General features: G+C 40.6%; 17 protein-coding genes. 8 read left to right on the forward strand and 9 right to left on the reverse strand.

The features are described from left to right. The 3 genes from JWR87_RS10900 to JWR87_RS10910 all read right to left on the reverse strand — a co-directional run. On the reverse strand, window positions 1–536 hold a 536-nt coding region (locus JWR87_RS10900; RefSeq protein WP_297819627.1), incomplete at its 3' end, for a Gfo/Idh/MocA family oxidoreductase. Window positions 537–908: 372 nt separating this feature from the next. Further along, complete coding sequence (locus JWR87_RS10905; protein ID WP_297819630.1) at window positions 909–1,742, reverse strand: sugar phosphate isomerase/epimerase family protein; 834 nt, start codon at window positions 1,740–1,742, stop codon at window positions 909–911. Then, window positions 1,742–3,106 carry a glycoside hydrolase family 88 protein gene (locus JWR87_RS10910; protein ID WP_297819633.1) on the reverse strand — a complete coding sequence of 455 codons (1,365 nt, stop codon included), beginning with the start codon at window positions 3,104–3,106 and terminating at the stop codon, window positions 1,742–1,744. Before JWR87_RS10910 ends, JWR87_RS10905 begins: the two co-directional genes overlap by 1 nt. A gap of 271 nt (window positions 3,107–3,377) precedes the next feature. Between JWR87_RS10910 and JWR87_RS10915 the strand changes: the two genes are divergently transcribed. Further along, complete coding sequence (locus JWR87_RS10915; protein WP_297819637.1) at window positions 3,378–4,838, forward strand: M48 family metalloprotease; 1,461 nt, start codon at window positions 3,378–3,380, stop codon at window positions 4,836–4,838. Window positions 4,839–4,940: 102 nt separating this feature from the next. Here the strand turns inward: JWR87_RS10915 and JWR87_RS10920 are convergent, their stop codons facing one another. Further along, window positions 4,941–5,633 (reverse strand): DUF1080 domain-containing protein, encoded by a 693-nt coding sequence (locus JWR87_RS10920; protein WP_297819640.1) that lies wholly within the window; start codon window positions 5,631–5,633, stop codon window positions 4,941–4,943. Between the two features lie 178 nt (window positions 5,634–5,811). Between JWR87_RS10920 and uvsE the strand changes: the two genes are divergently transcribed. Continuing rightward, the gene (uvsE, locus tag JWR87_RS10925; RefSeq protein WP_297819643.1) at window positions 5,812–6,726 is read left to right on the forward strand and encodes a UV DNA damage repair endonuclease UvsE; all 915 of its coding nucleotides are present in this window, start codon (window positions 5,812–5,814) and stop codon (window positions 6,724–6,726) included. Beyond that, entirely contained in the window at window positions 6,716–9,334 is a 2,619-nt protein-coding gene (gene polA / locus JWR87_RS10930) for a DNA polymerase I (RefSeq protein ID WP_297819646.1), read from the forward strand. Before uvsE ends, polA begins: the two co-directional genes overlap by 11 nt. 9 nt (window positions 9,335–9,343) lie before the next feature. Here polA and JWR87_RS10935 read toward each other — a convergent pair whose 3' ends face one another. Both JWR87_RS10935 and JWR87_RS10940 read right to left on the reverse strand, forming a co-directional pair. Then, window positions 9,344–10,090, reverse strand: coding sequence for an endonuclease (locus JWR87_RS10935; RefSeq protein WP_297819649.1), 747 nt, complete (start codon window positions 10,088–10,090; stop codon window positions 9,344–9,346). Window positions 10,091–10,223: 133 nt separating this feature from the next. Beyond that, the gene (locus JWR87_RS10940) at window positions 10,224–10,919 is read right to left on the reverse strand and encodes a YMGG-like glycine zipper-containing protein (RefSeq protein ID WP_297819652.1); all 696 of its coding nucleotides are present in this window, start codon (window positions 10,917–10,919) and stop codon (window positions 10,224–10,226) included. A 275-nt stretch (window positions 10,920–11,194) separates the two neighbouring features. Here JWR87_RS10940 and JWR87_RS10945 point away from each other — a divergent pair, with 275 nt between their 5' ends. Then, window positions 11,195–12,265: a glycosyl hydrolase 53 family protein gene (locus JWR87_RS10945; RefSeq protein WP_297819655.1), complete on the forward strand. Its 1,071-nt coding sequence runs from the start codon at window positions 11,195–11,197 to the stop codon at window positions 12,263–12,265. Between the two features lie 61 nt (window positions 12,266–12,326). Next, window positions 12,327–12,968 (forward strand): DUF1080 domain-containing protein, encoded by a 642-nt coding sequence (locus JWR87_RS10950; protein WP_297819658.1) that lies wholly within the window; start codon window positions 12,327–12,329, stop codon window positions 12,966–12,968. A gap of 122 nt (window positions 12,969–13,090) precedes the next feature. Here JWR87_RS10950 and JWR87_RS10955 read toward each other — a convergent pair whose 3' ends face one another. Then, the gene (locus JWR87_RS10955; RefSeq protein ID WP_297819661.1) at window positions 13,091–13,633 is read right to left on the reverse strand and encodes a ferritin-like domain-containing protein; all 543 of its coding nucleotides are present in this window, start codon (window positions 13,631–13,633) and stop codon (window positions 13,091–13,093) included. A gap of 777 nt (window positions 13,634–14,410) precedes the next feature. Between JWR87_RS10955 and JWR87_RS10960 the strand changes: the two genes are divergently transcribed. The 3 genes from JWR87_RS10960 (at window position 14,411) to JWR87_RS10970 (ending at window position 18,065) form a co-directional block, all read left to right on the forward strand. Next, on the forward strand, window positions 14,411–15,343 hold the full coding sequence (locus JWR87_RS10960) for an RraA family protein (protein ID WP_297819663.1): 933 nt from the start codon (window positions 14,411–14,413) through the stop codon (window positions 15,341–15,343). 421 nt (window positions 15,344–15,764) lie between these two features. Further along, a complete protein-coding gene (locus tag JWR87_RS10965) occupies window positions 15,765–16,694 on the forward strand; it encodes an RraA family protein (protein WP_297819666.1) in 930 nt (309 codons plus the stop codon). Between the two features lie 60 nt (window positions 16,695–16,754). Continuing rightward, window positions 16,755–18,065, forward strand: coding sequence for an MFS transporter (locus JWR87_RS10970; protein ID WP_297819669.1), 1,311 nt, complete (start codon window positions 16,755–16,757; stop codon window positions 18,063–18,065). A gap of 120 nt (window positions 18,066–18,185) precedes the next feature. On the opposite strand, the gene JWR87_RS10975 is transcribed toward JWR87_RS10970, so the two are convergent. After that, window positions 18,186–18,419 carry a DUF3368 domain-containing protein gene (locus JWR87_RS10975; RefSeq protein WP_297819672.1) on the reverse strand — a complete coding sequence of 78 codons (234 nt, stop codon included), beginning with the start codon at window positions 18,417–18,419 and terminating at the stop codon, window positions 18,186–18,188. Window positions 18,420–18,824: 405 nt separating this feature from the next. After that, on the reverse strand, window positions 18,825–20,990 hold the full coding sequence (locus JWR87_RS10980; RefSeq protein ID WP_297819675.1) for a galactose-1-epimerase: 2,166 nt from the start codon (window positions 20,988–20,990) through the stop codon (window positions 18,825–18,827). Window positions 20,991–21,124 lie beyond the last annotated feature (134 nt).

Consider the following 21,124-nt stretch of genomic DNA (forward strand, 5'->3'; position numbering starts at 1 on the left):
GAATCTCCTTCAAAAACCCAATATCCAAATTCCCCCCGTACAGAAAGTATTTTGCCAAAAAATCCCTGCTGAATAAGTCTCTTTAATTTTAAAATTCCCGGAAGCCAAAGTTTATCCTGCACCACACCGTTCTTTACTCCTGCGTCTTTACAAAGCTTGTATAATTCCAGTGCTTCTTTCGTATCGACCGCAATCGGTTTTTCGCAGTAAATATGCTTGCCCGCTTTTACTGCCTTTCTAACTCCTTCAGCACGCCTTCCGGTTGTTTGTGCATCGAAGTAAATGATGTTATAGGGATCAGCGAGCACGTCGTCAAGATTGGTGCTCATCTTATCGATCCCGGTAATCGAACAAAGCCTTTGTAATTTATTTTCATCACGTCCAACAAGTACCGGATCAGGCATGATCGTTTCACCGGCATTAATCTTTACACCGCCCTGTTTTATTATTTCTGCAATAGACCTCAATAAATGTTGGTTCGTGCCCATACGACCAGTAACCCCATTCATGATGATCCCAATCCTGTGTTCTTTCATTTGTATAAGTTTATTTTATGGCATTTCTTTTTTGTGAGCCGGGCGATAGAACTTTTGTGATGCTTTTGTTGCGTCGCACTCTTGTACTTGTAGCAATTTTATTGAGCGTTAAGTTGTCGGTAGTCGCGAGTTTAGATCGTTAATCGCAAGTATGGATCGTTAATCGCAAGTATGGATCGTTAATCGCAAGTTTAGATCGTTAATCGCAAGTTTAGATCGTTAATCGCAAGTATGGATCGTTAGTCGCAAGCTTAGTCCCCCATCTTTAAAGCTGTTGATTTTATCAACGGTCAACTATCACATTCCAGCACTGCCACTCTGTTCAAAACTCAAAACTCAAAACTCAAAACTCAAAACTCAAAACTCAAAACCTCACGAATACTCCTTGTATGCTCTAACAATCTTCCCCAAAAACTCCTTCTGATCTTCTTTCCAGTATTTGTTTGAAAAGATCTCCACTTCATTAAAACCGGTAAAGCCTGTAGCTTCCACCCATGACCTGATCTTTTTTACGGGAATACATCCTTCACCCATTAAACCCCGGTCATTTAAAAAATCTGTTGTTGGCACTTTCCAGTCGCAAATATGAAATGCTGCAAGATTGCCGTTTGCACCGCAGCGTTTTATCTCTTTCTCAAGTGATGGATCCCACCAGAGATGATAAACATCGACAGCAACACCGACAAATGGTGAATTGATTTCTTCAGCCATATCATTTGCCTGTGCAAGCGTGTTAATTGCTGATCGAGTATCTGCATACATCGGATGCAACGGCTCGATCGCCAGTTTTACTCCTGCAGCGGCTGCTTCCGGAAGTACCGCCTGGATTCCATCCCTTATTTGTTTTCTTGACTCTTCCAATGGTTGCAATGGATCTGCACCACAAACCAATACAATCATTGAAGTTCCTAATTCGTGTGCTTCTTCGATTGCCTTCCTGTTATCGTCAATTGCAGCCTCCCTTTTATTGCTATCTATTGAAGGGAAGAATCCGCCTCGACAAAGCGATACAACCGACAAATCATGATCCCTTAACATCTGGCCGGTTTGCCTGATACTTCTTCCTTTCAGGGTATCGCGCCAAACTGTAATGCCTTTAACGCCGGCAGCAGAAAAGTGCTTTGCAGCCTCTTCTATATTCCATGGTTTGGTTGTGATCGTATGAACACACAACCTGGAAGTATCGGTAAGATTGACTGGATTCATTAAATATTAAAGAAGGTGTAGTAAGTCTCGTTATTAATAACTCGTTGCAGGTAAAGAGCCACCTCGCGTGCGTGATAATCACCCCACATGCTCGATTCTCCATTTGGCACTTTGCTGCCTTCTGGTATATGGTCCCACCCATTAGGATGATGATAAACAGAATGCAGTAACAAGCCCTGGTGGTTTGGATCGGTACTTAGATAAGGTTCATCAAAAATGGTATTTAGTACAGTAAGTCCTGCCTGCCAGTAACGGTCTCCGTTTTCACTGTCACCATGTTGTTGTAAATACCTGCCCAGTCTTAATAGTCCCTGTGCGCCAATTGCTGCGGCCGAACTGTCAACAGGTTCAAAGTCATTATAAGGATTGGCAGGCTGATCTAAGTAATTACCAAGCTTATATAAATTAGGTGCACCAGTATCCCAATAAGGAACGCCATCAATAGGAGTGTGGTTGATATAAAAGTCGCACGTTGCTTTTGCCGCCTTGATCATCACAGGTATCAGCGTTTCTTTTCCTGCATAATCGTTGCCTTTTGAGTCAAACCATTCCAGTTCTTCTGCAAAGCCGCACATCGCCCATGCAAGTCCACGCGTCCATGTACTGAAACCGGTATATCCTTGCTGTGAATTAGGGCTACGATAATTCCCGTCTTTTACATTAAAAATGCATTCATGCGCGGTACGTCCCCATGTATCATACACGTCACGTCCTTCACCATAAAAGACAGAGTATTTAGCGGTGGCCTGCATGTGTTGAACAGCACGTTCCAGCAAACTGATCCGCTGGTCTCCTTCGGCCTGGAAGACATGCCCTAACTGGTGACTAACCATGAGCGCCCGGCATGAACGAATGGTATCAACAAAAAGTGAGTGCGGACCATTAAACGAATGAATGAACCCACCATCTTTTATTGTTGTCCACCTGCTTGCTTGGACAGCACCTGAAATTTTTAGCGCTAGTTGATAGAAGTTTTTCTCCCATTCATTAAAAGGTGTCTTCCCTTCATTCATCAGGCGAAGCAAATTGCCATACGTACTTACGTTATTGAAGCCATGATCATGTACACCGATGTGGCTGATATGAGGCGCCATCACTTCGACAACTTTTTGTCGCGTAGAGTCTAATAAGGAGTTGTCTCCCGTAATGTCATATTGTAAGATGCCTGAGCCATATTGAAAGCCTTGTGTCCATTCTGTCCATCCGCGTGTAGTATATTGGCCCTTTATTGTAAAGACCGGCGAACCTTTTGAACCATCATAATGCTTTTCGATCAAGTGGATTTTTTCACCGGATAGTTTCCAGAATCTTTGGAGTTTATTAGTAAGATCAGATGGTTGTAAGTCTGTATTAATCTTAATCATTAGTATTCATGTTGGCAGCTAATTCATAATGTCAGCTTATTGCTTAATTATTTGAACCTCATAAATATATCAACAAATGTTTGAACAAATAATCAATGGAATCAAACTTCAGTAATTTATTTAAAACTAAAAGATTTCTCATTGTAATCGTTAATACTCATGCAACTAACGGCAATCGTCCCTGCACGTTCAATAGCGGTACTATGTTTGCAAAGTCGTGTAATGTTTATGAGCTATCAAGCTTATTTCTTGTGTAAATAAAATTCTTATTATGAAAAATATCACGATTGCCGCAAGCTTTACAGTCTTAATGATAATATCTGGCTGTGCACGAAATCCCGTTACAGGAAAAAGGCAGGTAGTACTAATGTCTGAAGCACAGGAAATAGCTACGGGAAAAGAAGCGGATCCACAAATTGTACAACAGTTTGGCTTGTATCCCGACAGCGCTTTGCAACGATTTATTAATGAAAAAGGAAAGCAAATGGCTGCTATCTCTCACCGGCCTAACCTTGAGTATGAATTTAAAATCGTAGACTCCGATATCTTAAACGCGTTTGCAATACCTGGCGGCTATGTCTATTTTACCCGTGGCATTATGGGTCATTTCAACAATGAAGCAGAGTTTGCAGGTGTGCTGGGACACGAACTTGGGCACGTAACTGCACGACATTCGGTTAGTCAACAAAGCAAGGGTATGTTAGCGCAGCTTGGAGTTCTGGCGGGAGTTATCATAAACCCTGAGTTAGGAAGGTTTGCAGAAACGGCATCTCAAGGTCTTGGTTTATTGATGTTGAAGTTTGGAAGAGATGCCGAACGCGAAGCAGATAGACTTGGTGTGGAATATTCTTCAAAGATTGGTTATGATGCAAAACAAATGGCTCATTTTTTTACAACATTACAGCGTAAGCAAAGTGAGTCGGGCGCTAATGAAATTCCTCCTTTCCTATCTACACACCCTTCACCGGTTGATAGGGAAGCGACAGTTGGCCAATTAGCCCTTGAATGGCAACAGAAACTAAACTTAACAAATGCACAAGTAGAACGAAATAGTTACCTGAAAAGGATTGATGGTTTAATATATGGCGAAGACCCAAAGCAGGGATTTGTAGAAGGGGGTATTTTTTACCATCCTGTTTTAAAATTTCAGTTTCCTGTACCCACTGGCTGGTCATTTCAAAATAGTCCAACCCAGGTGCAAATGGCTTCTAAAGATGGAAGGGCTATACTAATTTTTACATCTGCGCAAGGAGCTTCGCTGCAAGAGGCTAGCAACAACGTTGTAAAACAATACAACCTGCAGCGGGCAGAAACAGAAAGTATTTCAGTAAATGGTATTCCGGCTATGAGAATAATTGCAGATCAACAACAACAGCAACAACAGCAACAACAACAGAGTGCCGCGGTGCTAAGAACGGTTTCTTACCTTATTCAATTTGGTGGAACGATCTATCACATGGTTGGTGTTTCAATGGCTACTGATTTCAATAACTATTACCAGACTTTTTTAAATGGTATGCAGAATTTTAGAGAGCTTAAAGACCAGGCTAAAATCAACAAAAAGCCGGAAAGGATTAGGATAAAAACTGCCCGTACAAATACTACATTGCAACAGGCTTTAAAACAACACAACACGCCGGATAAAAAGATGGAAGAGTTAGCAGTTTTAAACGGGATGAAGCTAACAGATAATGTGGCGGCAGGAACTTTTATAAAAGTGCTGGATCAGTAAGATTTCATAGGAACGTCCAGGGTCTAAAGTTCTTTGGAAAGGTTTAGACCCCGGACTATATTTCAAATGTGTAATGAAATAGAAAGTTCGTCAAATCGTTGTTTACAATCTTCTTACTTTGATGTTTTTTAACCAAACCTTCTGTCCATGATGCTGAAGCATAATTAGACCATCAGGCGATTTACCGTAGGCTGCATTTTTGCTAAACTTACTTTTTGCTAACAAGGTTGTCATGGCAGGAGAGTTCATTTCATACTGCACTACTTTTTTTCCGTTAAGCCAGTGTTCAACACGGTTGCCTTTTACAATCAGTCTTGCTGAGTTGTACTCACCCACAGGTTTTAATGTTTTATTCGTAGGAATGATTAAATCATATAAAGAGCCGGCAGACCGAATGGCTGCAGTATCGTTAAAATTGATATCATCCAATAATTGAAATTCAAAATTGTCTAACCAATTTGGGCTATTGCCATTGCCGGACTGGTGAGCAAGTGTTTCTTTCATATGAAAAAATACGCCACTGTTGCCTGCCTTCGATACTTTCCAATCAAAGACTAGTTCGAAGTTTTTATAAGCTTCTTTTGTAACGAGGTCAATATTCGGAACACCTGTTTGCGTAGCTAAAGCTCCGTCCTCCACTTTCCATGCATCATTTGGGAATGTCTGCATGTTATATCCCCTAAACTTATCGGTGGCGCTGCCATCAAACAAAATAGTCCATTTCCCCTTTTGGCCGTTAACTGAGCCAATAATTAAAACGAAGGATACGAATAAACAAAGAGATATTGTTTTCATATAAGCAATTGAAGATTTCGAAATAGTGATTAAAAAACAGTTAAAAAGCGCACCGCTAAGATCATCAATATTTTTAATAGTTGCTCTATTGTTTATAGTCTTTCTTACCCCCTCATTAACCCATTTTTTACAACAAAAAATATATTTACACGGGTACGATTTTTACCAGACCTACAATATGAAGTACGGATATGCTGCAATTAATTTAACCTTAGGCGCCGAAAAAATTCAGGTTAACCGCTCTATGGTTAAAAGAACTTTTGTGGAGAAAGGGATGGCTTATGCATCTACGCTTGCTTTGGCAAATGTTATTGATTTGGAGAAAGTGATCGACTGGAACATACAAAACAATTTGCTCTTTTATAGAATGAGTTCCGATATGTTTCCATGGATGAGCGAATATGAAATTGTGGACATGCCCGACTATGAAACTATTTCAGCTATTCTTGCCCGTTGTGGACAAAAAGCAAATGAGAGTGGACTGCGGCTTACATTTCATCCGGGGCCGTTTAATGTTTTAGCAACTAATACAGGAACGGTTTTGACTAACACGATCAAGGAGTTAAAACAACATGCAGAGATCATTGATCTTTTGCAACTTCCTCAGACTTGTTTCGCAAAAATTAATATTCATGTTGGCGGGGCTTTCGGAGATAAGGTTTCCGCCCTTTCAAGGTTTGCAGAAAGCTATATGAATTTGCCTGATAATACAAGAAAGAGACTAACTGTTGAGAACGATGACAAGGCAAATATGTTTAATGTAAAAGATCTTTTATGGCTTCATGAACAAACCAATATTCCCGTTGTTTTCGATTACTTCCATCACCAGTTTTGTACAGGTAATTTAAGCGAGCAGGAAGCATTTATGGCAGCAATAAGTACCTGGCCAGAAGACGTAATACCTGTGGTGCATTTTTCAAGTTCTAAAAAAAAGTATGAAGATCCTTCCTCACCACCTACAGCTCATGCTGATTACATCTACGATGAAGTGAAAACATACGGTCAAGTGGTAGATGTTATGCTCGAAGCAAAAGCCAAGGAAGCTGCAGTAATGGAATATCAGCAAATTTTAAAATACGTCTATGAAAAATAAAAAGCTTTTCCTGTTCGATGTAATGCCTCTATTGTACCGGGCACATTTTGCAACAATGGGGAAGCAATTCGGAACTACTACCGGCATTGACACCAGAACCACTTTGGTTTTTTACAATTATATCTTCCAGGTACTAACTGAGGCAAAACCTGGTGCTGTTGCCGCTGCACTAGACTCAAAGCCTAAAGGTAGAGTAGCAGTGTCCTCCACCTACAAAGCAAACCGCGAGAAAATGCCTTCCGAAATCTACCATGCATTTCCTTATGCAATGCGGTTATTGGACTCGTTGAAAATACCTGTTTTAAAAGAAGAAGGTTATGAAGCTGACGACGTGATTGCGTCACTTGCTAAGAAAGGTGAAGCAATGGGTTATGATGTTTTTATTGTAAGTCCGGATAAAGATTTTGCCCAACTTGTTTCAGATAATATTTTTCTTTTCAGGCCTGCTTACAAAGGTGCAGTGATGGAAACGCTTGACATTGAAGGCGTGAAAAATAAGTATGGAGTTGCACCAACTCAAATTGCTGATTACCTCGCTCTACGCGGTGATAGTGTCGACAACATTATTGGCGTTAAAGGAATAGGAGACAAAACGGCCGCCCAACTTTTAGCAGAATTTCAAAGCGTTGAAAAGCTGATTGAAGACGTTGAATTAATTAAGCAGCCGAAAGTGAGAGAGTCAATTATAGCATCAAAGGTTCAGTTAATAGAGAATAAGCAGTTGGCCGTTTTAACAGGTGATCTTGATGTAACATTTGAATGGGATAGTGTTCAAATACAAAAGCCTGATGAAAATCAACTGCTCCCGTTGCTGGATGAATTACAATTTGTAAAAATCAGGGAGCGATTAGAAAAGCAAGGATTTATTAAGATTGAAGATTCTGCTAACAGTAACATTGAAACAGCTCACGTTCGGGTTATTGAAGTGACTGTAGAGGAAGCCATAACAAAATTTAGTGAAGTCAAGATAGTTGCTGTTGGATTCTTAGAAAAATCGGCTGACCATCTCTTTATCATGGGAACTGGCACTACCGAAATTTTTAAAGTGCTTCTTACTGATAATACCAATTGGAATGGGTTGATTAGTTTTCTTGATAATGCGGAGATAACAAAAGTGGGCTGGCAGTTAAAGCCGTTATTAAAAAGGATAACCGCCGAAAATATCTATCTCCAAAGTAATTGGATTGATTTATCTCTTGCAGCCTATTTACTTGAACCTGACTCGAAAATTGAGTTGCCCTATATAAAAGATAAATACCAGTTGGCGGAGTATAAGCTGGCAGAGTTTGAGGGTGAGTTGAACTATTTGCCATCCATGATTTTAGCCCATAAAAACATTCTTGCTAAGATGGAAGAAATGGGATTGTCTAAGCTGTTTTTCGAAATCGAGCTGCCCCTGCAATCGGCTATAGCGGCAATGGAATTACACGGACTAAAAATAGATCAGCCAACCTTAAGCGAGATTGATAAAGTATTAACCCAACAACTAAACGTTCTTGAAATAAAATTGTACGGGGCCGCAGGTTCAAAGTTTAATATAAACTCTCCTTCTAAGACAGCAGAAATTCTTCAACAGGTTTGCGAAACATCTGAACTTAAAAAAACAAAGACAGGACAGATTTCAACTGCCGAACCTCATCTTGCAGATCTTGCTGACAAGTATCCTTTCATCGCTGACTTGCTTCTATATAGAAAGCTTAATAAGATCATTACTACTTATGTGTATTCGTTGCCTAAATATGTCAACCCATCAACCCACAAAATCCATCCAACGTTTTCGCAAATTGTTGCGGGTACAGGCAGGCTGAGTTGTACTGAACCTAATCTTCAAAATCTTCCCATAAGAAGTGAGGCAGGACGCGAAGTGCGAAAAGCCATCGTTCCATCGGGATCGAATTTTAGTATACTGAGTATAGATTATAACCAGGTTGAACTTCGGCTGCTTGCTGCTTTAAGCGGGGATAAGGTGATGATAGAAACTTTTAAGTCAGGAAAAGATATTCATACCACTACCGCAAGCCGGGTATTTAAGGTGGATGAAAAGGAGGTGACTAAAGACATGCGGGGCAAAGCAAAAGGGATAAATTTTGGTATTGCTTACGGTATCACCCCGTGGGGTTTGGCAACGCGGCTAAAAATATCGCAAAAAGATGCAAAGCAAATTATTGATGCATACTTCCAGGAGTTTTGTTCAGTAAAAGAATATCTCGAAAGATCCGTTACAGAGAGTCGTGAAAGGGGTTATACAAAAACCAGGTATGGCCGGATAAGGTATATTGAAGGGATTAACTCTGGTAATGGTACCACACGTAAGATAGCTGAACGCATGGCAGTAAATGCTCCGATACAAGGGTTGGCGGCTGACATCATTAAGGAAGCGATGGTGTCGATTCACAAGTTCATACTTCATCATAAATTACGAACCCGTCTGATTTTGCAGGTACACGATGAACTGGTTTTTGATGCAGCAGATGACGAGTTGCAAATGCTGGTTCCGGAAGTTGTACAAATAATGGAGACGAAGGCTGACTTTCTGGTTCCATTACAAGTAAATGTAACAGTAGGTAAGAACTGGCTCGACCAGGAGGAATATGTAGTACGTAAATAGTGTGAGTTGCTAAAAGTTATCAGGAATATATAGCTTCTGGCACTTATCACAGAAATAACAACTTCTGGCAGACTTTCCTATCTTCTCTTTCAGCAATGGCACACGGTCCCGCGGGCATTCTTTCTTTTTATACACCTCCCAATGGTCGTTGTCAGTGCCCTCGCGTTTCCAATCGAGGTACTCGAAGCTTAGTTTCACGCACTCTTCAATCAACGTTTGTAATTTCTCTACAGGTATTTCACCAACCAAACTTTCAGGATGTATTTGTCTTCTAAATAAAACCTCGTTCTTAATTTTATTTCCTACTCCTGCTAATATGTTTTGATCAAGTAGTGCTTCACAAATTAGTTGCCTAGGTTTCAACACCATCTTTTCAAGTGCCTTTTGGGGGTTAAAAGACTTATCTATCACGTCTATGGTCCAATCATACATCTTATCAAGCGGCTCTTTTATAAACCTACACTTGCAGGCGTAGAAGTTTACTTCTCCATTCTCAAATACAAGTCCTAACTGAAGAGCACGGTTTAAAGTAGAATCAATGGCATACTTACCAAACAACACGAGATGGATACGAATAGTAAAGTCAGGAAAGCAGAATAAAAGTTCTTTACCAAAAGTCTTCATATCAACTAACGCCTGTCCCTCTACCAGGTCATAAGGAATTCCTTTTTCGCGACCCTTTGCTTCTACAACTGTCTCCCCTACAAAATGAGATAATTGTTCCTTTAGGAAAACCATTTGCGGTCCTTCTGGCATACTAAGAGGTTTAGAGGTGTTTGTTGTTATAAATGATTTAGAGGAAAAAGCCTTTCGAAAGATCAGATCTGTTTAAAAACAAAAAAGGAGCACAAACCTAGTTATGCTCCTTTTCATTATAGACGATCAGCAATTATTGCTGTTCAACTTTTTTGTCTTGTTTCTTTCCAAAGATATAACCGCCCGCTGCTCCAACAATGCCGCCTATAACGGCTCCTTTCGTTTTATTCTTGCTGATTACCGCTCCAATTACAGCACCGGAGGCACCCCCTATTGCGCCACCTTTCGCTGCTTTGCTCCAGCCACCTTCTTTTTTAGCGGGTACTTCAGCCGGAGTAGAAGAGGTGCCGGCAATATCACCATTGCCTTCGTCTGACGAACTAGTTCCACTACCCGCTGTTCCCTCGGTACCGGTTGTTCCTGTTCCTCTGCCGTAAGGCTCTCGTTTTGTACCTGAATTTACAGGATTTGGTGTTTTAGCCACTCCTGCACTTTCTGATTCTGCCGGAGCTTTATAAACAGGGCGCTTTGCTGGTCTTGCAGCACGAGCTTGTTTTGCCGGCGCATCTCTGTAAATAATTATGGTTTTCGGTTTTTCTACTTCGGGTGCTGGTGCTGGCTCTGCTTCAGCCGGCATCTCTTCTACACCCGGACTTGTAAATGTTTGCTGAGATGCTACTTCCTGTTTTTCTTTCCATTCCTTGTAATCGCTTAAACCAATTGTATCGGTTGAAGAAACAGTTTTAGTAGTAGTTGTTTCTTGCGACGCTTTGTCGCTACATGAAGCAAATATTGCTGCTATAGCAATTGATAGTATAGTTTTTTTCATTGTAATAGTCTTTGAAAGATTGTTATTTATTGATGCACTAAATACAAACTAAGCGCCAATTTTAAGTAGTTAGGAAAGGTTTAACAAGTTGATTGTTAATACTAGTGTGTTGTAGAAAACGGGACGATTTAGGGGCGATACTAAGCCTAAAGTAGCAATCAGAAAGAACCAGGGAAGAGGCATTGGCTTTTTCAGGCTTTGCAAGTGACGGCGAAGCAGTCACCAGTTTACTTCGTGTAATGTTGTAAGTTTGAAGCCAAAAAAATATTTTTTATATGATCGGAAATTTTGCTACAGCCAGTAATAAAAAAGCTGCAATTCTTGCTTTTTTATTACTATCTATTACCCTGTTTTCTGCCTGCTCCTCAACAAAACCCGCGCAGCGAAAACAAAGCAAAGAATTTGCAAAAGGGGGTGACGTTAGTTGGCTACCGCAAATGGAAGCATCAGGTTTTAAGTTTTATAATGACCAGGGAGTAGAAGAGGATTGCTTAAAAATTTTGAAAGATCATGGCATAAATACAATCAGGTTAAGAACGTTTGTCAATCCTTCGAATGATAAAAGAAGCGGGCACTGCAGTAAGGAAGAAACAGTAGCCATGGCTGTACGTGCACAGAAAATGGGGATGAGAATTATGATTGATTTTCATTACAGCGATAGCTGGGCAGACCCAGGCAAGCAAAAGAAGCCGGCGGCTTGGCAGGGGCACACTTTTCCGCAATTACTGGATGACGTATACAACTATACCGCCGGTGTAATGACTGCCTTGAAAACAAGTGGGGTTTATCCGGAGTGGGTACAGGTTGGAAATGAAACGCCGGGGGGAATGATTTATCCCGAAGGCAAAACCTCTAACTGGAAGCAATTAGCGCAGTTAATCAATAAAGGTTACGATGCTATTAAAGCTACCAGTCCCCGCTCGAAAGTGATTCTGCACGTTGACCAGGGAAATAATAGCCCACGCTTTAAAAGCTGGTTTGATAGTGCAACAGTACACAAAGCAAAGTATGATGTAATAGGCTTATCGTATTATCCTTACTGGTTGAAAGGAAATCCTGATTATACCCTTTCGATTAATGATCTTGGAGATAATTTAAACGACATGGCGAGCCGTTATGGTAAGGAAGTAATGGTGGTAGAAGTGGGAGGCGAAGACACCAAACCTGATAATACATACGACATGTTAGTTGCAGTTCAACAAAAGGTAAGGGCGGTACCAAACGGAAAAGGTTTAGGTGTTATTTATTGGGAACCACAGGGGGCGAAGAGCTGGAGCGGTTATGGGCTAAGTGCATGGGGAAGTGACGGGAAACCGACTAAGGCACTAGACGCGTTTTTAAAATAGGAGTAAGTACAAGAGTTCTTGCGTAAAGTTTAGTTGGAATGTGCAGATAAAAACAACCCATATGAGAAGTATAACAACTGTTGCTGGCCTGGTTATCGTTTTTGCCATTACCGGTTTTATTGGTTTAAATCGTCAGAAGCACGTTGCCTTATTCGACGGCAAGACTTTTAAGGGATGGGAAGGTGATACCGTTAATACCTGGCGCATCGAAAATGGATCTATTGCCGCTGGTTCGCTCGATAAAGTCGCCCCGCACAATGACTTTATCGTTACCAAAAAAGAATATTCGAATTTTGTCTTACGCCTGAAATTTAAACTGGTTGGAAAGGAAGGTTTTGTAAACGCAGGAGTTCAATTCAATAGTCAGCGATTGAAAAACCCTCCCTATGAAATGACCGGGTACAAGGCTGACCTGGGTCCTAGATACTGGGGAAGTTTATATGACGAATCTCGCCGAAATAAAACGCTGGCGCAACCCGATTCCTTACTTATCGTCAGTTTGCTGAAACCGGACGAATGGAATGATTACGAGATACGATCGGGCAACGCCAGGATACAGATATTTTTGAATAAACAAAAGACTGTTGATTACACTGAAACCGACAAATCTATTCCTCAGTCCGGTCACATCGGTCTTCAAATACATGGGGGTGGAAAAACAATGGTGTATTATAAAGATCTCCAGTTAGAACAACTGCCATAGGAAATTCATCCGGTTTTGTTCCCCTAAGTACAACTGCGTTTTTAATCTTTACTTTAACCTGTTCCTTTGACCCCATAAAAAAGCCACCATAATAGGTGGCTTTTATTTAAAAAAGAAATTCATTACGCCTTCTCTTCCGATGCTTCATAATTCACATGATTCTCCGCGATTTTGGTCAACAAGACATCTGTTTGTTTTTCCTCTTCCAATGTAGTGTGCAGTAGTTGAGCAACTTCAGAAAGTCCCAAAGTTTCCGCCAGTTGTGCCAGTCCACCGTAAGTAGCGATTTCATAGTGCTCTACTTTTTGCGCAGCGAAAATGAGTCCTACGTCCCTTGTAGCAGTTTTTGAATCTGTATCGGCTATTATTCCTTCACCTTCTTTAATGATGCCTTCTATCGCCTCACAAGTTTTACCCTTTGCCTTTTCGCCTAATAATTCAAACACCTTTTCAAGTCTTTCTATCTGGTCTTCAGTCATAGTTACATGACTTTCAAAGGCCGCCTTTAACTCGTCTGACGTTGCTGCCTTTTTCATCTTAGGTAGCGTCTTTACGATTTGCTTTTCAGCGTAATAAATGTCTTTCAATTCATCTACAAAAAATTCTTTAAGTAGTGAATTTGCTGCTCCCGCACCAACGTGCTTTCCAATAACTGACTTTGCCATAAAATATGTTTTTACTACTGATATAAATTTTTGTACCAACAACTGGGGCATTATTAGTTTCAAAAGCTGTAAAAAGCCGGTTATATGGCCTTTGAAAATTTAAAAATTACCAGAAAGGTTTGTCAAAGCATCAGACTTGTTAATAGCCAGTAGGCGTAAACAAAACACTTTTTTGAAAGTTAATTACAGCTGTTTGACGGGCATTTTTTTACAGCAGCGATATTTGTATGAGAAACGTTAGAAATAGCCATTTCTTAAGTGGGGCAAAATGACGGCAGTTTAAATAGCTTTCCATTACTTTAAGAAGTGGCAGAGGCCATTAAGATCGCTTACACAAATACACTAACCTTTATACCTGCATTTGATTAATCGGCTTCTTTATAATATATTCGAAACGAATTTGCCTCAATTGTTTCGGTCCTCAAAAAGAGTAAAATATTACAGGATTCGAAATAATCCTGGTTGCTTTGGTTTTGTAAACACTATTAACGATGCTATATGAGATTTAATAAATCTAAATCCTCTCTGCTCTTAGCGTACAATCTTCGCTCCTTCTTTGCCTCAACTTTTAATAAAACTGCCAACTTTAGTTTCCGGACTTAAAATCATTTCTCCGACCGTTCCGTTTTTCGCAATTGGTGGCGCCTATCGTCCTCTTGGGTACAGTTGGAGCCTTTTAGTTAGAAAATGCCGGTTGCACCAAATTTCCTGTTTGTAACTAGAACCGATTTAATGAATATTTTAATAATAGAGGAATAACATAGTAAACCCTACAATATGAAGACAAAATTTTTTCTTGCTGCCTTTGTGCTATCATCCTTTTTTGCAAAAGCCCAACACGTCGGTTCAACGCCTGAATACGTGAAAATGTTAACTTCAAAATGGGACGGCGAACGATCGGCCGATGGACGGCCAAAGGTTTCCGACGGACTTTTGGAGCGCCTGAACAATTGCACACTCGAACAGATTTGGGGCTACCTTGGAAACAGGGGCTTTCGCAACCAGGTAGAAAAAAACTGGGTAATTCTAAAACCGGGGGAGACTATGGTAGGCCGTGTAGTAACTGCTCAATTTATGCCAATGCGGCCCGATTTGGACACCTTTGTAAGAGTACAAGGTAAAGCTGAAGGTCGGTCGCAGCATGGAGGCATCAACATTTGGCCGATAGATATTTTAGCCAAAAATGATATTTATGTCGCTGACGGATTTGGCAAAATTAAAGATGGTACACTCATCGGCTCAAGCCTTGGCAATGCTATTTATGGCAAGACAGGCAAGGGCGTTATTTTCTACGGTTCTATCCGCGACATGCAGGAGCTGAAGGAAACCAAAGGTTTCAACGCCTGGATTAAAGGAAGCGACCCGTCTTACATTAAGGATATGACTCCGACTTCTATCAACGCGCCAATTCGTGTGGGCGATGTAAGTGTGCTTCCGGGCGACGTAGTGTTTGCAAATGAATACGGAGTAGTGTTTATACCCGCTTACCTGATGGAAGGCCTTGTAACTGCTTCTGAAATGACTGGCCTTCGTGATGAATTTGAAAGGGCAATGCTGCAGTCAGGCAAATACCCTTCAGGAGAAGTACATGGCGACTGGGCAGATAAAATTAAAGATGAATTTAGGGCATGGTTTAAAAAATACCCAAAGAAGACTGCCATTACTTCGAAAGAGGTGGAAGCATATTTAAAGAAGGACGGGCGTAATTAAGTATTGAATTATTCTGCTGCTTTTATTCTTTTTCGCAGGCATTTGTAATATTATTAAACATCGTTGCCACGCTCGTTTCAAAGATAGTTTTTCATGGCAACCTGTTTAGTGCAACTATTTAGCTTAGCACTTGACGCTTTGCTGCTAAAAGAAAAAACAGTAGAAGTGTGCGACGCAACAATGCTTACAGAAAGGTTTTTAGTTGGACCAAAAAAGATTTCTTAATTGCACTTACTTTTTATTGAAAATAACCTGCCTATAAAGCAGGAAGCGTGGTGGCACATGCACATTCTTCTGTTAAAGGAAAAGGAACGAGGATGAGGTACGGCTTAAGACGCTAAGAATTAATTTTGATACTTCCACTTTCGGGGGGAAGTGTCTTTCTAAAACGAAATAACATCTTAAAATCAGAATCAAAATAATGAAATGTAAAGCTGCTTTTTTGTTCGCATTTGTTGGTAGCCTTTTTTTTATAGCCCCTTCGTTTGCACAAACCATTTCTAAGGACGAACTTATTTTTCTTACTTCGGATTGGAAAGGGGAACGGTTTGCAGACGGACGTCCAAAGATTTCTGATGACTTGCTGAAAAGGGCAAAAAGCATTGGGATTGACGACGCGTGGACGGTTTTAAAAAATGAAGGCTACACCAACCAGTTCGAAGGCAACTGGAAAATGGTAGAAAATAATGTGTCTGTTGTTGGCCGTGCTGTTACGGCGATGTTTATGCCTACCCGACCAGACATTGAAAAGAATATTAAGGCACGGGGTGTAACGGCAGGGAGAAAGGGTAACACCAATTCGTGGCCGATTGAAACGCTTACAAAAGGCGATGTGTATGTAGCAGATGGCTTTGGAAAAATTGCCGGAGGAACGCTTATGGGAGCAACTCTTGGTAATGCAATTTTTAGTAAAACCGGAAATGGGGTGGTTTTTAATGGAGCTGCAAGAGACATTGAAGGGCTGCAGGAAATAAAAGGTTTTAATGCTTTTGTGCGCGATTTTCATCCTTCGTTTTTAGAAGAGATGGTTTTAATGGGTCTGAATACACCTATTAGAATTGGAGGTGTAATGGTACTGCCGGGCGATTTAGTAATAGCACAAAGGGAAGGTGTTCTTTTTGTACCTGCTCATCTTGCAGAACAAGTGGTAAGTACTGCCGAGTTTGTAACACGTAAGGATCAGTTTGGATTTGAAATGGTAAAATCGGGTAAATACACAACAGGGCAGATAGACAGCCAGTGGACCGATGATATTAAAACGGCATTCCTAAAATGGCTTGAACAACATCCCGAGCTAGGGAAAATGACACGTGCGGAGTTAGATAAGGTGATGAGTAAAAGAACGTGGTAATCGTGCTTTACAAATTATTTTTTTAAAAATTGTGGGTTCATAATTAAACTTTTAAGTTCCATGTCAACTACGATTGCGATGCAGCGGTGGTACCGATTAATACCGATAGCATTTATAACTTATAGTCTAGCTTACCTCGACCGTGCAAATTTTGGTTTTGCTGCAGCCGGCGGAATGGCAAAAGACTTAAATATCACACCGTCAATTTCTTCATTATTAGGATCCCTGTTTTTTCTTGGCTATTTCTTTTTCCAAATTCCGGGTGCGCTATATGCTGCAAATAAAAGTGCGAAAAAGCTAATCTTCTGGTCCCTAATTCTTTGGGGTGGGCTTGCAATGGCCACTGGTATGATTAGCAATGTAAACATGCTGATCGTAATTCGTTTTATGCTAGGGGTAGTTGAGAGTGCAGTAATGCCGGCCATGTTAATTTTTCTAAGCAAGTGGTTTACCAAAGCCGAACGATCCCGCGCAAATACTTTTTTAATTCTTGGTAATCCTGCCACTATTCTGTGGATGTCTATTTTGTCTGGCTACCTTATAAAAGCCGTTGGCTGGCGATGGATGTTTATTTGGGAAGGGTTGCCGGCAATTATCTGGGCTTTCTTCTGGTGGAAACTTGTTGACGAAACGCCTAAAAATGCAAAATGGTTATCTGAACCTGATAAGCAAGCACTGGAGGACAAATTACAACAAGAGCAGGCTGGTATAAAACCGGTGAAGAACTACGCGGATGCATTTAAGTCGAAGACCGTTATTTTGTTATGCCTTCAGTATGCCCTGTGGAGTATTGGTGTGTACGGATTTGTGATGTGGCTTCCGTCCATTATTAATGCCGCGCCCAATATGAATATTGTAAAAACCGGGTGGCTTTCATCTGTTCCGTATGTATTTGCTATCATAGGTATGTTGAGTGCTTCTTATTTTTCTGATAAAACCTTAAAACGGAAAATTTTTGTCTGGCCCTTTCTGTTAATCGGCGCGCTGGCTTTTTATGGTTCGTACTTAACCGGTACAACTAATTTTTGGCTATCGTTTGTGTTGCTCGTAATTGCAGGTGCTGCTATGTACGCTCCCTACGGGCCATTCTTTGCTATCATTACTGAAATTTTGCCGCGAAATGTTGCTGGTGGCGCCATAGCGCTCATCAATAGTTTTGGAGCGCTAGGATCATTTGCCGGCTCTTATCTCGTAGGTTATTTAAATGGTAGCACAGGTGGCTTTGGTGCGTCTTATATCTTTATGTCAGGCGCGCTGTTTTTGTCGGCTATAATAACATTATGGGCTGTAAAAGGATCGAATGAAATTGCAGAGGATAAGGTAGAAGAAAAAAAGCTGCCGGGCGCATTCAGGGTATCACCGACCTCTTAATGTTTTTCTTGTACAGGAAGCGAATTAGAAAATTTTACAAGACGGTTGCTAAATTAACGACGTCCTGCAGAGCCACAGCGTAATAGAGAAACGACAGAACGTTGCTCTATTACGCCCCACTTACAGCAATACCCCTTTTTTGACGCAGGCACTACTCACCAGCTTTTGTAAAATTAAAAGTTCCGGTCGTTCTGTAAATCTGAAATTTGTTGTCCTCATTTTTGCAGGAATTGGTCCGACTGATGGAATTATACCTGTAAGCTTTGCGTCCACAATAATTCCAACAGTACCAATAATTGTCAATCCTAATTCATAAGCAAATTTTCTTCCTTTGCGGTCATCGATGATAAGCAAGCACTCATCTAACTCAATTGCTAATGCAATCGCACTGGCTTCACCTTTGTCAACGGAAGCTTCAATTATTGATTGATAATTTTTGTCTTTTGGTTAGACTTCATAATTTCCAAAAAGCTCCATAAACGTTCGTTTAGAGTAGCCAACTAAATCAGCAGCTTATCCGAGAGATAAAGAACCTCCTTCATACAACTTAGCAGCAAGAAGCATTTTTGCTGCTCTTTCATCTAGGATATCAGGTATTTGTACTGTCAAAGTTTTCATTGGTTAAATTTAATGAAAGTGTCAAAGCTTGAAGAGTATTGATTTTACCGCTGCTCGCGCCAACACGGTCTATTACTCAATTAAAAAGTCAGGCAAATCGCCTGACTTTTTAATTTGCAAAAAGCTGACATGGAAAGTATTCTACTTAGTTGGAATGAATTTAAAAACCGTAGATGTCTTATACGTTTTACCGGGAGCTAACACGGTTGAAGGAAATGAAGGTTGATTTGGAGAGTCGGGATAATGTTGTGTTTCCAGGCAAAAGGCTGATCTGTAATCGTCCTTGCCACCGCCCTTTAACGTGTACATGCCTTTGTTGAAGTTGGATGTATACAGTTGAACGCCGGGCTCGCTTGTATACATATTCATAACAATGCCTGATTTGTCGCCTGTAACTGTCGCTGCCAGTTGCAATCTTTCTATGCCCGATTTATCAATCACATAATTATGATCGTAACCACTGCCCTTTTTTATCTGATCGTGGTCACTATCTATTCTCGAGCCGATGGTAGCAGGGGAAGTAAAGTCTAATGGGGTACCGGCAACAGGTTCAATTTTGCCAATTGGAATTAACGTGGCGTCAACCGGAGTATAATGGCTGGCGTTCATTTGAAGCGTATGATCGGTAATTGTTCCGCTACCTTCTCCGTTTAAATTAAAATAAGAATGGTTGGTTAGGTTGACAACTGTTTTCTTATCTGTTACAGCCTCATAGTCTATTTTAAGTTCATTATTATCGTTTAACGTGTACGTTACTTTCACCTGCAGATTTCCCGGAAAGCCTTCTTCCATATCTTTTGCCGTATATCTCAGCTCTAAAGTTTTATCATTGATTTGCCTTGCATTCCAAACTACTTTTTGAAAACCAATTTTACCGCCGTGTATAGAATTTTTTCCATTGTTTGCTGCCAGGGTATATACCTTTCCGTCTAATGAAAATTTGGCGTTTGCTATTCGATTTCCATAACGGCCAATTAATGCGCCAAAGGCTCCACCTGCTGGTTGTTGATATTCGCTTATTGAAGCAAGTCCAAGTACAACATCAGTCAGCTTGCCTTTTTTATCAGGCACCCAAAGACCAACAATTCTTCCCCCATAATTGGTAATGGCAGCAGTGTAGTTATTTCTGTTTCTAAGCAAATATAAATTTGTGCTTTTCCCGTCAATAGTAGACTGAAAGGCTTTTTTGTCTAATGTAATGTCTGGTGCCACTTGTGAAGTATATTTTTTAATAAGTTCTGTTTCATCTTTGCGATATACGCTTCCATCTTTACGAAAAATATCATGAAACCATTCTTTAGGTTCATCTCCCGTAGGAATAGGGTCGTCCCAGGCATATATCGTATTCGACTTGCCGGCTACAAGCCCCCAATTGATTGCGCCCACATTGTATTTCTTTAACAGGGGAAATATATCTTTAAAAGTGCTTTTTCGCGTTCTGGCCATATACTCGGTGCAAAGTAGGGGCTTACCTGTTATTTTCAAAAGATCTATTACCCGGCTATGCAACGGCACTTCCTCGTAATCGTGGTAAGTAATTACATCAGAGTTAGCCGACTGGAAAGCGTTCAATTCGTAAAAATCCCACGCCCACAAACCAACACTTACAGGCTGTTCGGGATCAATATCTCTTGCCCACGAAAAAACTTTTCTTAACAATGGCATCGATGAGTCTCTCTTGTTATTATTACCCGGTTCATTATATAAGTCCCAAAGGAGGATTCTTTTATCGGTACTAAAACTTCTTAAAATACTTTTTACATACTTTTCAAGTCCCGGGTACACCGTGGTATCTTTTGAATACGGGTCTCCCGGGTCCTGCATCCATCCCGAATTATGAATACCCGGTTTAACCTGCGGTTGAGCTCCTGGTTTTGGTTCTTTATTCCAGCAATCGTCAAAGAAAACAAGAATCGTTTTAATGTTGTGCTTTGTCGAAATATCCAGGTACTGATTTATTCTTTGTTTGAAACCCGAAGAGTCCTGCTGCCACACAAGACTATGTAGAAATACCCGCATTGTATTAAAACCTATTCCTTCCGCATATCCTAATTCGCGGTCTATTGTTTCGGGATCAAAAGAATCCTCCTGCCACATCTCAAGCTGGTTGATAGCATTGCTAGGAATAAAATTGGCTCCTGTAATCCAGTTGTGTTCATTGTACCAGGCGTTGGCTTTTTCGGCTGACCAAACCTTAGATGTTGCCTGTACCTGTGGAGTTAGACGACCTGATTTTTTAGGGGTTTGAGCGCCGGCTGCATTTGCAAAAAGGAATAAATAAGAAACCAGACAGAGTTGAATTTTCATATAAGCAAGAGCGTTTTTTATAGAAGCAATGTTTCTTTTATAGAGTGTTTAATAACAGGTTCTATAAATTCCGATAATAGCTTTGATTTTTAATTAGAATTGAATAATTAAAAATCAAGGTTTTTGATCTAATT

Origin of the sequence: Segetibacter sp. (genome assembly GCF_025963695.1) — a bacterium.
In the GTDB taxonomy this organism is placed as follows: Bacteria; Bacteroidota; Bacteroidia; order Chitinophagales; family Chitinophagaceae; genus Segetibacter.